The following is a 13,915-nucleotide window of genomic DNA, read 5'->3' on the forward strand; positions in this document are numbered from 1 at the left end:
GTGGAGACGTGACAAGGTCACCTCGCAGTTACGAACGACCCAGCCGCGAACGACCGTACCGCCGACTACTCAGCCCAGATGGCTGTTGGTCCAGTCGACCCATCCGGTTCGTAGTTCCTCGGTTCCGACGCCGAGCACCGCTCTGATCCGCGAGTCGAGGTCTTCGGCCGTCATCTTTCCGGAGGCCAGGGCCCGAAAGAGGTCGGTCAGCTTGGCCTCTCCGAATCGATCAGCGATGTACGCGTTGATCGACCACGCCGATTCGTACGCCAGTGAACTCACGACCGGTACACCGCCGAACTGCGTGTCGTCCGGAAACTCGGTAGGAGTATCGCCGGCGCGTACCGCTGCTGCCAGAGTCGGCGCGATCTCGCCCCAGGCCCGCGAGGAGCCGCGGTTGCCCGCGTATTCGGCGAACCCTTCCAACACCCACATCGGTGACCCGTCACGGGTTTTCGATCGGGCGGCTATGTGCATGAGTTCGTGGCGCAACACCGTTCGCCTGGTGATGTCGGTCAACCTCGAAGCCGCGGCAGGCGAGAAAACCACCCGCTGGCCGCTCACGTCGGAAGACCCGTCCGCCGTCGCATCCGCGACCGACACTGCGGCAATCGAAGCGCCGTCGTGATGGGAGCCGACCAGCGCGGTGAATTCCTCCGCCGACCCAGCCACCATGAGCACCGCTCGCTCGGACCACCATGGACCCCACAATTGCGTCGTGTTCTCGATGGCCGAGTCCACATCGGACGCCAAGGCATCGACAAACGCCTGCTGACCCGGATGCCCGATCACCAGCGCGTTACCCGCAGAATTTTCGGCGACGGCCAGCGGGCCGAAGTCCCAAGGGCCGTTCCAGGATTCGCCCGTCGTTCGGGCTCCGTCCAGCCCGACGATCGCCCCGTCAGCAAGAACCGACCACTGATCAGCGCGTTTCGCCAGCGTCATGGACACGCCCTTGCGAGTGGGTAACGCGTCGACGCCGTCGAGGGCGTACCGCAACAGGACTTGCGCATTCCATACTTCGACGTCTCCGTCCGGCGCACCGGTTCGCGGCGCCGGAGTCAGGCCGCCGCTGGGAATCTCGTATCCCCAGTCGGAGAAGTCGAGCGCTCCCGCTGCAGTGGCTCGTCGAATTTCCGCTTCGAGCACACCGGGTGCGGCGGCATCGTCGACGAACTTCGCCAGCCCTGACGGATCGTCGGACATCTGCGCCGCAGCCCAGGCATCGAGAAAGGCCTGTACCTGAGCGGTTCGTTCGGCATCCTGTTCGCTGGCTGCATTTTCGTCGGAATCGGACCTGTTCGTCAGGAAGATCGTCAATCCGAGAACGAGCACCACGGCAACACCGAGTGCCACGAGAGCTGGGTACTCCCAACGGCGTTTTCGATCTGCGCCGACGTCGGGCGTCGTCATCGGTTCAGTCGGCACGGTGCCGAGTGTAGGAGAACTCGACTCGACGCTTCACGGCGGCTGGCCACACGTCGCCCGGACGTAGCAAGCCGTCAGTAACGACGCGCAGTGGAAAACTCCATGCCTGCCATCGACTGAACCTTTACCGGTACGCCGAACGTCGACGCATGCAGAATGTTTCCGTCGCCGGCGTAGATACCGACATGCGAGTTGTCGCTGTAGAAAGTCACGACGTCACCGGGCTGTAGTTGGTCCCTCGAGACCGGAACACCGCCCTGCGCCTGCGCTTGGCTCGAACGGGGCAGAGACTTCCCGATCTGCTTGTAGGCCCAGACCACCAGACCTGAGCAGTCGAACTCGTTCGGGCCGGTTGCGCCCCAGACGTACGGATCACCGATACGGGTCAGGCCTGCCTGGAGCGCCGCGGCGCCAGAACCTGGCGTCAAGTTAGCTAGAATTTTGCTGAGATCGACGTCCGGCGGGAAAGGCGTACCGCTCAGTTGGTTACGCTCGGCATCGGTGAGGTTCTGGAATGCCTTGGTCACATCGGCGATCTGCGTCTGCAGTTCACTCTGCTTGCGCTGCAAGTCGTCACTGAGTGCACGGGCTTGATCGGCGGCGGTGCGAGCCTCTTCGGCCGATCGCTTCGACGCTTCCGAGGCAGCACGCGCATCGGCAGTAGCTTGGTTGAACTGGGAGACCTGCACTGCGGCGTCGTTGGAGATCACGTCGAGCGCGGACATCTGGTCGAGCAACTGCTGCGGCGAATCGCTCACCATCAAAGCGAAGAGGCGATTGGTCCGCGCACCCTGGTAATTGGCTGTGGCAATGCGGTTTACCGCCGGAGCGAACTCGGCGACGCGTGCCGAAGCCGCGTCGAGAAGGCCTTGATCGGCTGCCGATCGCGCGTCCGCATCGTTCGCGACGCCCAGCTTCGCGTCGAGATCGATCTGCGCGTTGTGCAGCGCTTCGTTGGTCTGCTCGGATACCCGGGAGAGCTCACCCAGCTTGTCGAGTGCCTCGGTCGGATTGGTGATGACGGGGTCGGCACCGGCCTGCATCGAAGGCCCTGCGACGAGTCCGAACGCCAGCACTCCCACTGTCAATGCGGCGCGTACTCGACTGTTGTTTTTCGATGAAACCACGGAATGCAACTCTCCGTCTCGATGAAGCGACGTCGACCGGGACCGGTCGACGATCTGTTAGCTGGCTGTCAACTATCCACAGTACCTGTCTCGGCCGCGCAATGTCTCGGTAAGGTTACGGAACGGCATACGTTTGTGTCTACTCGCCGGTAGGCGTGTCGGGGTGGAGTACTGGCGGATTGTCGAGAAACCAAAAATGTGGGCCTCGAATCAGAAGATTCGAGGCCCACATTCGAAGATCCGGAGCTCCCCCGAGCTCCGCCGCCTTGCAGCGGCGGATCGTTCCGACTGCCTACCGGAGACAGCCGTCGAGCGTGATCAGAAATCAGTAACGGCGAGCACCGTCGTACGGCATCGAGGACACCGGTGCGAGCTTCACGGGCTGACCAGCGGTCGACGCGTGGATGACATTGCCGTTGCCGGCGTAGATGCCCGAGTGCGATCCGCCGTAGAAGGAGATCACGTCGCCGACCTGGAGATCGGACTGCGCAACGGCAACGCCGGCTGCAGCCTGGTCGTAGCTCGTGCGGGGCAGGTTCAGGCCGGCCTGCTTGTATGCCCACTGGACCAGTCCGGAGCAGTCGAATGCGTCCGGGCCCGATGCGCCGTACACGTACGGGGAGCCCAGCTTGCTCTCGGCGGCGCGAACTGCCTGCTCACCAACACTGGAGATGGGAGCGGCCGGTGCGGCCGGTGCGATGTCGGTGATGCCCGGGATGACCGGCAACTGAGGAATAGAAACGCCCGGAACCTCGAAGGTGCCGACGCCGGGGATCGTGATGGGGTCTGCCGAGGCAGGTGCAGCGGTTGCAGCAAATGCACCGACTGCAAGCGCGCCGGCTACTGCCAACTGCGCTGAACGCTTGAAACTCTGTGACGCCACTTAAGGGGTGCTCCATTTCTTCCATTCATCCGCCGACCGAGTTAGCTGACGGGTTCGGGCTGGGAAGATCAGCCCTACCCGCGTGGTCTGCAGCGATCGTGCGTGCTGCACCCCAGGCGGGATTCACCCCAGTGGAAACTTGGGTTCCCGGTTCGGGTTCCTCGCGGAGATCCCGATTAGGCGGTTCCTGACGATGCCGGTCCTGTTTGGTCCGGCAAGACTTCGTTAGGTCTCAGGAAGGTTACGAAATGATCGCGACGATGTCGACCGCTTCGTGACAATCGCGTCCGATTCGCCGGAAATCGTGCTGCCGCGCCCGCGATACTCCCAACGGGTCACGAAGAGATAACAACAGGTCTGTTCGGCGAGGCTCACCTGGCCCGCAAACCTGCGCTTGATACCCACTGGCAAGGGTCACCAAACCCGACAATCCGATCTTCCCTGCAGTTCAACGCCGATTACTTGAAACTAGAACCTGTTTCGATCAATCCAGCATTTTCGGCGACTGATCGTCGTAGCAACAACCTCACGAATCGCCCTACCGGCAAGTAGGCGCAAGGCCGCATTCGCGAGTTCCCACCACAAGTGTGATCCTCGTCTCTCATACTTTTGTCGGGGGTCGATCCGCTGCTTTCCCAATGGAAGTCGGAGTGAACCGCATTCCGCGTCAGCACTCGCCAATTCCTGTCGGGGGGTCCTTCTACTGTCTGCGATGTGAGTCCCGCCTCGGCCCGAGAATTTCCGTCTCCGCCCCCGTTCTCCGACGGGGAGAAATTCGACGTCGGGCGGCAACTGAGCTTCGACGAGTTGGACACACCGCTGAGCGAGACAACGTTTGTCGTCGTCGACCTCGAGACCACAGGTGGAAGCGCCGACCAGGACTCCATCACCGAGATCGGCGCCGTCAAGATCCGGGGCGGCGAGGTACTCGGTGAAATGGCCACACTCGTCGACCCCGGCCGGTCGATTCCGCCGTACATCGTCGAGCTGACCGGAATCACCACGGCCATGCTGATCGGCGCACCGCCGATCGAGCGTGTCCTGCCTGCATTTCTCGAGTTCGCCGAGGGCGCGGTGCTGGTGGCACACAACGCGCCGTTCGACATCGGCTTCCTCAAAGCAGCGGCGTCACGCAGCGCACGCCCGTGGCCGGCATTCCGTGTCCTGTGCACCGTCAAACTCGCCCGACGGGTACTCACACGCGACGAAGCACCTTCGGTGAAGCTCTCCGCACTCGCCCATCTCTTCCAAGTGACCACCCAGCCGACGCACCGGGCTCTCGACGACGCGCGTGCGACCGTCGACGTCCTCCACGGACTGATCGACAGGGTCGGAAACCAGGGCGTCCACAGTTACAGCGAACTCGTCGACTACCTGCCCAATATTTCCTCGCATCAACGGGCCAAACGGTCCTTTGCCGCCGACCTGCCGAGAAGCCCCGGCGTCTACCTTTTCCGAGGTCCTTCGGACGAAGCCCTCTATATAGGAACTGCTACCGATCTACGACGCCGCGTCCGCAACTACTTCACCGGTTCGGAGACGCGCGGCCGTATGAAGGAAATGGTCGCGCTGGCCACTCGCGTCGACCACGTCGAGTGCGCGCATGCTTTGGAAGCCGGGGTCCGCGAACTGCGCCTGCTGAGCGCGCATGCGCCGCCGTACAACCGCCGCTCCAAGTTTCCCAAGCGCGGTTGGTGGATCACCATGACGGACGAGGCATTCCCGAGATTGTCCGTGGTTCGCACGCCGACGGCCGATTCGATCGGCCCGTTCACCTCTCGCGCCGATGCAGTAGACGTCGCCGAAACCGTCGCAGAGTTCAGTCGGCTACGCACCTGCACCAAGCGACTGGGGCGGGGCGCCGTCCACGGCCCTGACTGCCCCGCTCGCGAATTGGGAGCGTGTCCGGCCTCCTGGGCCCCGGAAATCACTGCAGAGGACTACGCGGCGGCCCCTGAGGCTGTGCGTGGTTTCTTCCGGGGGACCAACGACGCTCCTCTACAACAGATGCAGGCGCGGATAGACGAACTGTCCACACACGCGTTGTTCGAGAATGCTGCTCGTCTACGTGACCGAACCGTCGCAGTCGCTACCGCAGTGCGGCGCACACAGCGGCTCGCCGCAGTCGCGGCGATCGAACAACTCGTTCTCGCCCGCCCCACGGGGGACGGCGGCTGGGAGCTGTCCGTGATCCGCTCCGGACGGCTCGCCTCCGCGGGACTCGCCGGGCGCGGAACACACCCGATGCCCGTCGTCGACGCCATCACAGCGGCGGCCGAAACCGTGTTGCCGGACGACGCCCCGTTTCGCGGCGCCTCGCCCGAAGAACTGGGACTGATCGCCAGGTGGCTCGGATCGGACGGTGTCCGAATCGTGTCGGCGACATCCGGCTACGTCGAACCGGTGGGCGGCGCCGGCAAGTGGGAAGCCTGGTGCCGACTCGCGCGAGCCGGTACCGAATCCGAACATCGATGACGTAACGGCGGGGCGGCACCCCTAAGCTCGATCGAAACCACCGGGTCATCACAACCCGCCGGGAAATCGAGGAGAGAAATGATCAACGCCATCGTCATGATTCACGCCGAGTCCGCCCGGATCCCGGAAACCGCTCAGGCCGTCGCCGACCTGTCCGGAGTGACCGAGGTCTACTCGTGCGCAGGTGACGTCGACTTGATCGCCATCGTGAAAGTACGTGACCACGCCCAGATCGCCGACGTGGTCACCGGAGGAATCAACAAGGTGCCCGGTGTTCTCCGAACCGCCACACACATTGCATTCCAGTCGTTCTCCAGCGCCGACGTCGAAGCCGGTTTCTCGCTGGGCGAGTAGCCCGTCGACCGAGCCTGATCGACGCCTCTTCGACTGACGTCGATCAGGCTTGGTCGGCCAGATCAGCGGTGAGTGCCGCCCACTTGTGAAGCAGTTCAGCGCCCGCGCCGCTGTCGATCGCGGCAGCGGCGGCGTTCATCCCGGCAGAGATCGCACCCTCGAGGTCGTCGCCGACACCGTTGAATGCCGCGATGGCTGCTCCCGCATTCAGCAAGACCGCGTCCCGGACGGGGCCCTTCTGCCCGGAGAGCAGCGTTCGCGCGACCGTGGCGTTGACTTCGGCGTCTCCTCCGCGCAACTCCTCGAGAGGAACGCGGTCGATTCCGAGATCACGCGGATCCAACGTGACGGTTCGCACACTTCCGCCGCCGACGATGTGGACCGTCGAAGTCGTGGAGGTGGTCAGCTCGTCGAGTCCGTCGTCTCCGCGCACCACCAATGCCGAATTGCCGCGCTGCGCAAGTACTCCCGCGACAACCGAGATCAGCTTCGGAAATGCGCACCCGATCAGGCCGGCGCGCGGGCGAGCCGGATTGGTCAGTGGACCGAGCACGTTGAACGCCGTCGGGATGCCGATTTCCTTGCGGGGCACCGCTGCAAAGCGCAGTGCGGGATGGAAGACCGGCGCGAAGCAGAAGCCGATGCCGACCTCTTCGACGCACCTCGCCACCTGCTCCGGCCCGAGGTTGATGCGAACGCCGAGCGCCTCGAGCACGTCCGCTCCGCCGCTCTTGGACGAAGCAGCGCGGTTGCCGTGCTTGACAACTCGCACACCGGACGCGGCAACCACGATCGAGGCCATCGTCGAGATGTTGACGGTGTTGGAGCGGTCACCGCCCGTACCGACGATGTCGACGACGTCGGAATCGACCGGCACGCGCCGGGAATGTTCGAGCATCGCGGCAGCGAGCCCTTCCAACTCCGCGGGAGTTTCGCCCTTCATCTTCAGCCCGACGCCGAAAGCTGCGATCTGAGCGGAAGTGGCGTTATCCGACATGATCTCGCCCATCGCCCAACGGGAGTCCGCCTCCGACAAGTCACTGCCGTCCGTGAGCAATCCGAGAATCATCGGCCAGGACCGCATCACTGCACTCGAATCGACGTTCACGGCGTTGGATGCGTCGGTGCCGGCCATAGTGCCTTGGTCCCCTGTCGTTCATGTGGGCTGGATTTCGTGCTGTCTTTACGTGCTGTCTCTGACCCTCGCAGCCTAGTCAGTGAGGTAGCGAGGACACCGAATAGGGCCGCTCAGGACTTTCGGCGGCCGCGCTTGGGTGTCGCCTCCGCAAGGGGTGGGGGCTGAAGCGCATCCCACCCGGCTACCGAACCACCCAGTCGCTGGGCCAGACCGGCCATTCGTGATCGCTCCTGGGAGCAATGCAGGGCGTCCAGCACCTGGACACGCTCGAAGATGACGCGAACCGAATTCTCGACCGCCTGAGCCACGTCCTCGGGCCGACTCACGCCTCGCACATAGCCGTCCTGGGCGACGATGTTCTCGGCATCGACAACCGCACCCTCCGGCAGGTCCAGATGGTGCCGCAGAACCACTTCGGACTCCGCCTGGAACTCCGGCTCGGTGGAGCTGGCACGTTCGAGAGCGGTCGAACTCGCCTCGGCGTCGTCGAAGCCCTCGGCAACGACGACCAGATCCGACCGCCCCGCGTCGAGCGGCGTCGGAATCTTTGTGCCGAAAATTCTCAGGAACCACGGTCTACTCTTGTGTGTAGCTGCCATCGCGCCAGCATATTCCGACCACGCCACCAGCGCGTTCGCCGCCCGATCCCGCGAACTCGAGCCGAGCGACGCGCCGATGGTGGACCCGAGTGGTCGTCTCTTACGACGAAGCGTCATACTTCTGTCTGTGACGAGCGCAGTAGGGACTTCAGGATCGGCAATCACCCAACGCGTGCACTCGCTGAACCGGCCGAATATGGTCAGCGTTGGCACCATCGTGTGGTTGTCAAGTGAGCTCATGTTCTTCGCAGGGCTCTTTGCCATGTACTTCGTGGCACGAGCTCAGGCGAACGGAAATTGGCCGCCGGAGCCAACCGAATTGAACCTGTATCTGGCCGTGCCGGTGACCTTGGTGCTGATCGCATCTTCGTTCACCTGCCAGATGGGTGTCTTCGCGGCTGAGCGTGGCGACGTCTTCGGACTTCGTCGCTGGTACACCATCACCTTGATCATGGGGGCGTTCTTCGTCTCCGGCCAGGGTTACGAGTACTACCACCTTGTGCACGAGGGCACCACGATTTCGAGCAGCGTGTACGGCTCGGTGTTCTACATGACCACCGGCTTCCACGGTTTGCACGTCATCGGCGGTCTCATCGCCTTCGTCTTCTTGATCGCACGTACCCGGGTCAGCAAGTTCACGCCCGCCCAGGCCACCGCCGCGATCGTTGTTTCGTACTACTGGCACTTTGTCGACATCGTGTGGATCGCGCTGTTTGCCACGATTTATTTCATCCGTTAATCAGCTGTACGCCCCAGGCAGCCCCTGACGTCCAGTTCCGTCCCGACATACCAAAGGGATACAGATGAGTTCATCCCCCCCTCCCGCATCCGATAACTCAGCGAATGCCGCGAAGTCGCGTCGCCAGCGGAAAATCCGCCGGCGCGTTACCGGCGCGCTCGTATTGATGATGGGATTGATCAGCGCAGGTTTCCTCGCTTCGGCGTTGACACCAGCTCCGCAGGTTGCGACCGCCAGTGACGATTCAGCAGCCCTGATTCGTGAAGGCAAGCAGCTCTACGACACGTCATGCATCACGTGCCACGGCGCGAACTTGCAGGGCGTGCAGGACCGCGGTCCCAGCCTCATCGGCGTCGGCGAAGCAGCCGTGTACTTCCAGGTCTCCTCTGGTCGTATGCCCGCAGCTCGCAACGAGGCCCAGGCTGCACGCAAGGACCCCAAGTTCGATGCTGCGCAGACCGACGCCCTCGGCGCTTTCATCCAGGCCAACGGCGGCGGCCCGACGCTCATCCGCGACGAGAACGGCGAAATCGCCCAGTCCTCGCTGCGCGGTGGCGACATCGGACGCGGCAGTGAGCTCTTCCGGCTCAACTGCGCTTCCTGCCACAACTTCACCGGCCGCGGCGGCGCACTGTCCTCGGGCAAGTACGCCCCGGTCCTGGATCCGGCCAGCGAGCAGCAGATCTACGCTGCCATGGTTACCGGCCCCCAGAACATGCCGAAGTTCTCGGATCGTCAGCTGACGATCGAGGAGAAGAAGGACATCATCGCCTACGTCAAGTCGTCGGGCGAGTCGAAGGACCCCGGTGGGTACGGGCTCGGTGGCCTCGGTCCGGCCTCTGAGGGTCTCGCCATGTGGGCCGTCGGAATCATCGCTGTCGTCGGTGCAGCATTGTGGATCGGAGCAAGGTCATGAGCGACGCTGGCCAGCATGGCGGCGATACGCCTAAGAAGTACACAGATGAAGAGCTCGACGCGATGTCACGCGACGACCTGGTCAAGCTGGGTACCAATCTCGATGGCGTCGACGTCGTCTACCGCCGTGATCGTTGGTCGGTAAAGGGCACCAGGGCGGAGAAGCGCGCAGAGCGCAACGTCGCCTTCTGGTTCGGCCTCGCCGGCGTTTCGGCGATCGCGTTCATCGCGATCTACCTGTTCTGGCCCTGGGAGTACGCCGGTGCCGGTGACGAGAACTACGGCAAGTACAGCCTGTACACCCCGCTGATCGGCTTGACCATGGGTCTGGCGATCCTCGGCGTCGGTATCGGTGCCGTTCAGTTCACGAAGAAGTTCATCCCCGAAGAGGTTTCGATCCAGGATCGCCACGACGGTGGTTCCACAGAGGTCGATCGTCGCACGATCGTTGCCGAACTCGGTGACACCCTCGATACGTCCACCCTCCCCCGCCGCAAGGCCATCAAGCGCAGCTTGATGTTCGGTGGTGGCGCACTCGGCGTCATGATGGTCATGCCTCTCGGCGGACTCATCAAGAACCCGTGGGCCAAGGGCGACGACTCACCCCTGTGGGTGTCCGGCTGGACCCCCAACTACCCGGGCGAGACCATCTACCTGCGTCGTGACACCGGCCGTCCCGAGGACATCGTCCTCGTTCGTCCGGAAGATCTCGATGCCGGATCGATGGAAACGGTCTTCCCGTTCCGCGAGTCCGACCGTGGCGACGAGCATGCTCTGCTCGCAGCACTGCGCGGCATTCGCAACTCGGTGATGCTCATCCGCCTGCGCACGGAAGACACCGCGCGTGTCACCAAGCGCAAGGGCCAGGAAAGCTTCAACTACGGCGACTACTTCGCCTACTCGAAGATCTGCACCCACCTGGGTTGCCCCACCTCGCTCTACGAACAGCAGAGCAACCGTATTCTGTGCCCCTGCCACCAGTCGCAGTTCGACGCACTGACCTACGGCAAGCCGATCTTCGGTCCCGCTGCTCGCGCACTTCCGCAGTTGCCTATTACAGTGAACGAAGAGGGCTTCCTGGTCGCCGACGGTGACTTCATCGAAGCACTCGGCCCGGCATTTTGGGAGCGTCGACCGTGACCACAACAACAACCAAACCGTCCAAGATCAGCGCGGCAGCGGCTGGACAAGCGGAGGCTATGGACTCCCGCTACCACCTCGCTGCAGGCATGCGCAGGCAGATCAACAAGGTCTTCCCGACGCACTGGTCCTTCATGCTCGGCGAGATCGCGCTCTACAGCTTCGTGATCCTGCTGATCTCCGGTGTGTTCCTGACGCTGTTCTTCGATCCGTCGATGGCACACGTCGTCTACCAGGGCGCATACCAGCCACTACGCGGTGTGACGATGTCTCGCGCCTACGAGACGACCCTGAACATCTCCTTCGAGGTGCGCGGCGGTCTCTTCGTTCGCCAGATTCACCACTGGGCTGCACTGATGTTCGCGGCGTCGATCATCGTTCACCTCGCTCGCATCTTCTTCACCGGCGCATTCCGTCGCCCGCGTGAGGCGAACTGGGTCATCGGCTGCCTGCTGCTCATCCTGGCGATGTTCGAAGGCTTCTTCGGTTACACCATCCCCGACGACCTGCTCTCGGGCACCGGCCTCCGCGCCGCCTTCGGTGGTATCACGATGAGTATCCCGATCGTCGGTACCTGGATGCACTGGCTGATCTTCGACGGCGACTTCCCCGGCGACCTCATCATTCCGCGCCTCTACGTCGCGCACGTGCTGCTGTTCCCGGGCATCATCTTGGCCCTGATCGCCGGCCACCTCGCGTTGGTCTGGTACCAGAAGCACACGCAGTTCCCCGGCCCCGGCCGTACGGAACAGAACGTCGTCGGCGTTCGTATTCTCCCGGTCTTCGCGATGAAGGGTGGCGCGTTCTTCGCCATGACCTTCGGCGTGCTCGCACTGCTCGGCGGTCTGTTCCAGATCAACCCCGTGTGGAACATCGGTCCGTACAACCCGTCTCAGGTCTCGGCTGGTTCCCAGCCCGATATCTACATGATGTGGACGGACGGCCTTGCTCGACTGTGGCCGGCGTGGGAGATCTACCTGTTCAACCGCTACACGATCCCCGCTGTGTTCGCCGTCGCCCTGATCATGGGTCTCGTGTTCGCACTGTTGATCGCGTACCCGTGGATCGAGAAGCGCCTCACCGGAGACGACGCTCACCACAACATCTTGCAGCGCCCGCGCGACGTGCCGGTCCGTACCGCTATCGGTGCAATGTCCATCGCGTTCTACCTGGTGCTCACGATCTCCTGCATCAACGACATCATCGCGTACCACCTGCACATCTCGCTGAATGCAATGACGTGGATCGGCCGTATCGGCATGGTCATCCTTCCGCCCATTGCGTACTTTGTGACGTACCGGTTCTGCATCGGCCTGCAACGCAGTGACCGTGCAGTCCTCGAGCACGGCATCGAGACCGGCATCATCAAGCGGATGCCGAACGGCCAGTACATCGAGATCCACCAGCCGCTCGGCCCCGTCGACGAGCACGGACACCCGATCCCGCTCGAGTACCAGGGTGCCGCTGTCCCGAAGAAGATGAACAAGCTCGGCCTCGCCGGTAAGCCCGGTAGCGGTAGCCTCATCACCGCTGACCCGGTCGAGGAGAGCGAGGCTCTCGAAGCCGCTCATCACGAAGCTGAGCACGAGCAGCTTCAGATCCTTCTGGACTACCAGAACCGAACCAACGGCAAGACCAACGGTTCCAGTGGAGAACTCCACTAAGAACGACAGCTGACCAGTGAGGCCCCGAACCGGATTCCGGTTCGGGGCCTCACTCGTTCTCTGAGCGATTCAGTTCCAAGAACCACCAGGTGTTCTGCCACTCCCCCGGTTCGCCGTATGCGGCCGGTGTGAAGGGCAGTACGCCCAATCTCAGACCTCGAAGACGGACGAATAGTGCTCGACCGTCGGGAACGGTTCGTAGAAGTGATGGAGAAGTTCTCGCCACTTCTCGTATCCCGCGGACTGACGGAACCCGATGGTGTGAGACTCCAAGTCCTCCCACTCGACGAGCAGGAGGTACCGTTCCGGCGCTTCCACGCAGTGCGAGAGCCGCAGCCTGATGAATCCGGGAACCTCGGAGATGATGGCGCGGGCCACGTCGAACGCGGACTCGAATTGCGCTGACTGCGCCGGATCGACCTGCAGGACGGCATGTTCGAGGATCATAGGCGAAGTGTTTCACGTTCTCGAGAGTCCCCACGAGGCGTTGCCGCCTGGTGAGATACTCGGACCATGACATTCCATGCGCTCGGCACCTTCGAGATCGATCTCCGCCCTGCCGATCCTGAGCTCGCCGGACGCGTCGGCCGCTTCGAGTTCGACAAGACATTCGTCGGCGGCATCGAAGGTACGTCGTCCGGCCTCATGCTGTCCGCCGGCGACCCGACACACGGTGAAGCCGGCTACGTCGCGTTGGAGGTTGTCACCGGGCAAGTCGAGGAAGCGGTGGGGTCGTTCGCCCTGCAGCAGTTCGGTCAGATGATCGATGGAACGCAGAAGCTCCTGTACGAGATCGTGCCGGGCTCCGGAACCGGCGAATTGAAGGGTATCTCGGGCACTCTCGAACTCGAGGTCGTGGACGGTCTGCACCGCTACGACCTCGAATACCTACTCCACGACTGACAGACAGCCGTTGATACTCGGCAAGCTTGTCCGCCCTACACCTGCATCAACGACAACAGAGGCGCCGAATCCGGATGGATTCGGCGCCTCTGTTCGAGTGCAGGTGAAACTAGTGCTTCTCGGGTCCGGTGTAGTACTCGAACACCAGGCCGGCAGCTGCGGCCAGCACACAGACAACTGCGACTGCGATGAGCCACGGCTGGAAGTACGCCAGCGACACTGCCGCCAGAGCAGCAGCGGCGGCCAGCAGGATCGGCCAGAAGCTACCCGGGCTGAAGAAGCCCAGTTCTCCTGCACCGTCCGAGATTTCAGCGTCGTCGTAGTCCTCGGGACGGGTGTCCAGACGACGAGCAACGAAGCGGAAGTAGGTACCCACGATGAGCGTCAGACCTGCAGACAGGACGATGGCCGTCAGTCCGGCCCACTCGATACCTGTGCGTGACAGAGCGGTGAACACTCCGTAGATGATCGCGACGAGAATGAAGAACATCGTCAGGATCTCGAAGAGCTTGGCTTCGATCTTCATATCAGCACTTGTCCTTGTTCAGTG

At 62.9% G+C, this 13,915-nt stretch carries 14 protein-coding genes and 1 riboswitch; of the genes, 7 read left to right on the plus strand and 7 right to left on the minus strand.

What is annotated here, in order from left to right:
- Positions 1 to 69 precede the first annotated feature (69 nt).
- From ACFQ6Y_RS21620 to ACFQ6Y_RS21630, 3 genes are all read right to left on the minus strand, one after another.
- Entirely contained in the window at positions 70 to 1,428 is a 1,359-nt protein-coding gene (locus tag ACFQ6Y_RS21620) for a peptidase MA family metallohydrolase (protein WP_378538841.1), read from the minus strand.
- 74 nt (positions 1,429 to 1,502) lie between these two features.
- Positions 1,503 to 2,555, minus strand: coding sequence for a C40 family peptidase (locus ACFQ6Y_RS21625; RefSeq protein ID WP_378538842.1), 1,053 nt, complete (start codon positions 2,553 to 2,555; stop codon positions 1,503 to 1,505).
- A 325-nt stretch (positions 2,556 to 2,880) separates the two neighbouring features.
- Entirely contained in the window at positions 2,881 to 3,438 is a 558-nt protein-coding gene (locus ACFQ6Y_RS21630; protein WP_151531771.1) for a C40 family peptidase, read from the minus strand.
- A 14-nt stretch (positions 3,439 to 3,452) separates the two neighbouring features.
- Positions 3,453 to 3,631: riboswitch (cyclic di-AMP (ydaO/yuaA leader) on the minus strand.
- Positions 3,632 to 4,230: 599 nt separating this feature from the next.
- On the opposite strand from ACFQ6Y_RS21630, the gene ACFQ6Y_RS21635 reads away from it, so the two are divergent.
- Together ACFQ6Y_RS21635 and ACFQ6Y_RS21640 are read left to right on the plus strand one after the other, a co-directional pair.
- Entirely contained in the window at positions 4,231 to 5,913 is a 1,683-nt protein-coding gene (locus ACFQ6Y_RS21635) for a DEDD exonuclease domain-containing protein (RefSeq protein WP_378637661.1), read from the plus strand.
- Positions 5,914 to 5,991: 78 nt separating this feature from the next.
- Positions 5,992 to 6,267 (plus strand): Lrp/AsnC family transcriptional regulator, encoded by a 276-nt coding sequence (locus ACFQ6Y_RS21640; RefSeq protein WP_003941677.1) that lies wholly within the window; start codon positions 5,992 to 5,994, stop codon positions 6,265 to 6,267.
- A gap of 43 nt (positions 6,268 to 6,310) precedes the next feature.
- Here the strand turns inward: ACFQ6Y_RS21640 and trpD are convergent, their stop codons facing one another.
- Both trpD and ACFQ6Y_RS21650 read right to left on the minus strand, forming a co-directional pair.
- Entirely contained in the window at positions 6,311 to 7,402 is a 1,092-nt protein-coding gene (gene trpD, locus ACFQ6Y_RS21645) for an anthranilate phosphoribosyltransferase (protein WP_378636993.1), read from the minus strand.
- Between the two features lie 113 nt (positions 7,403 to 7,515).
- On the minus strand, positions 7,516 to 8,004 hold the full coding sequence (locus tag ACFQ6Y_RS21650; protein WP_378636998.1) for a hypothetical protein: 489 nt from the start codon (positions 8,002 to 8,004) through the stop codon (positions 7,516 to 7,518).
- Positions 8,005 to 8,131: 127 nt separating this feature from the next.
- On the opposite strand from ACFQ6Y_RS21650, the gene ACFQ6Y_RS21655 reads away from it, so the two are divergent.
- The 4 genes from ACFQ6Y_RS21655 (at position 8,132) to ACFQ6Y_RS21670 (ending at position 12,462) form a co-directional block, all read left to right on the plus strand.
- A complete protein-coding gene (locus ACFQ6Y_RS21655; protein ID WP_020908101.1) occupies positions 8,132 to 8,743 on the plus strand; it encodes a heme-copper oxidase subunit III in 612 nt (203 codons plus the stop codon).
- A 64-nt stretch (positions 8,744 to 8,807) separates the two neighbouring features.
- Entirely contained in the window at positions 8,808 to 9,659 is an 852-nt protein-coding gene (locus ACFQ6Y_RS21660) for a cytochrome c (protein ID WP_020908102.1), read from the plus strand.
- Positions 9,656 to 10,798 (plus strand): ubiquinol-cytochrome c reductase iron-sulfur subunit, encoded by a 1,143-nt coding sequence (locus ACFQ6Y_RS21665; RefSeq protein ID WP_020908103.1) that lies wholly within the window; start codon positions 9,656 to 9,658, stop codon positions 10,796 to 10,798. The genes ACFQ6Y_RS21660 and ACFQ6Y_RS21665 overlap by 4 nt, the downstream gene beginning before the upstream one ends.
- A gap of 59 nt (positions 10,799 to 10,857) precedes the next feature.
- Positions 10,858 to 12,462 (plus strand): cytochrome bc complex cytochrome b subunit, encoded by a 1,605-nt coding sequence (locus tag ACFQ6Y_RS21670; protein ID WP_378538906.1) that lies wholly within the window; start codon positions 10,858 to 10,860, stop codon positions 12,460 to 12,462.
- A gap of 150 nt (positions 12,463 to 12,612) precedes the next feature.
- Here the strand turns inward: ACFQ6Y_RS21670 and ACFQ6Y_RS21675 are convergent, their stop codons facing one another.
- The gene (locus ACFQ6Y_RS21675; protein ID WP_230813585.1) at positions 12,613 to 12,909 is read right to left on the minus strand and encodes an antibiotic biosynthesis monooxygenase; all 297 of its coding nucleotides are present in this window, start codon (positions 12,907 to 12,909) and stop codon (positions 12,613 to 12,615) included.
- 66 nt (positions 12,910 to 12,975) lie between these two features.
- On the opposite strand from ACFQ6Y_RS21675, the gene ACFQ6Y_RS21680 reads away from it, so the two are divergent.
- Positions 12,976 to 13,365, plus strand: coding sequence for a DUF3224 domain-containing protein (locus ACFQ6Y_RS21680; protein ID WP_378637005.1), 390 nt, complete (start codon positions 12,976 to 12,978; stop codon positions 13,363 to 13,365).
- Positions 13,366 to 13,474: 109 nt separating this feature from the next.
- Here ACFQ6Y_RS21680 and ACFQ6Y_RS21685 read toward each other — a convergent pair whose 3' ends face one another.
- The gene (locus ACFQ6Y_RS21685) at positions 13,475 to 13,891 is read right to left on the minus strand and encodes a cytochrome c oxidase subunit 4 (RefSeq protein ID WP_003941723.1); all 417 of its coding nucleotides are present in this window, start codon (positions 13,889 to 13,891) and stop codon (positions 13,475 to 13,477) included.
- Positions 13,892 to 13,915 lie beyond the last annotated feature (24 nt).

Origin of the sequence: Rhodococcus sp. NPDC056516 (genome assembly GCF_042794655.1) — a bacterium.
GTDB lineage: Bacteria > Actinomycetota > Actinomycetes > Mycobacteriales > Mycobacteriaceae > Rhodococcus_F.

Coding starts and splice junctions, on each gene's coding strand:
- ACFQ6Y_RS21665 (WP_020908103.1), top strand. CDS start 9,656: ATGAGCGACGCTGGCCAGCATGGCGGCGATACGCCTAAGAAGTACACA.
- ACFQ6Y_RS21660 (WP_020908102.1), top strand. CDS start 8,808: ATGAGTTCATCCCCCCCTCCCGCATCCGATAACTCAGCGAATGCCGCG.
- ACFQ6Y_RS21680 (WP_378637005.1), top strand. CDS start 12,976: ATGACATTCCATGCGCTCGGCACCTTCGAGATCGATCTCCGCCCTGCC.
- ACFQ6Y_RS21685 (WP_003941723.1), bottom strand. CDS start 13,891: ATGAAGATCGAAGCCAAGCTCTTCGAGATCCTGACGATGTTCTTCATT.
- ACFQ6Y_RS21640 (WP_003941677.1), top strand. CDS start 5,992: ATGATCAACGCCATCGTCATGATTCACGCCGAGTCCGCCCGGATCCCG.
- ACFQ6Y_RS21670 (WP_378538906.1), top strand. CDS start 10,858: ATGGACTCCCGCTACCACCTCGCTGCAGGCATGCGCAGGCAGATCAAC.
- ACFQ6Y_RS21650 (WP_378636998.1), bottom strand. CDS start 8,004: ATGGCAGCTACACACAAGAGTAGACCGTGGTTCCTGAGAATTTTCGGC.
- trpD (WP_378636993.1), bottom strand. CDS start 7,402: ATGGCCGGCACCGACGCATCCAACGCCGTGAACGTCGATTCGAGTGCA.
- ACFQ6Y_RS21675 (WP_230813585.1), bottom strand. CDS start 12,909: ATGATCCTCGAACATGCCGTCCTGCAGGTCGATCCGGCGCAGTCAGCG.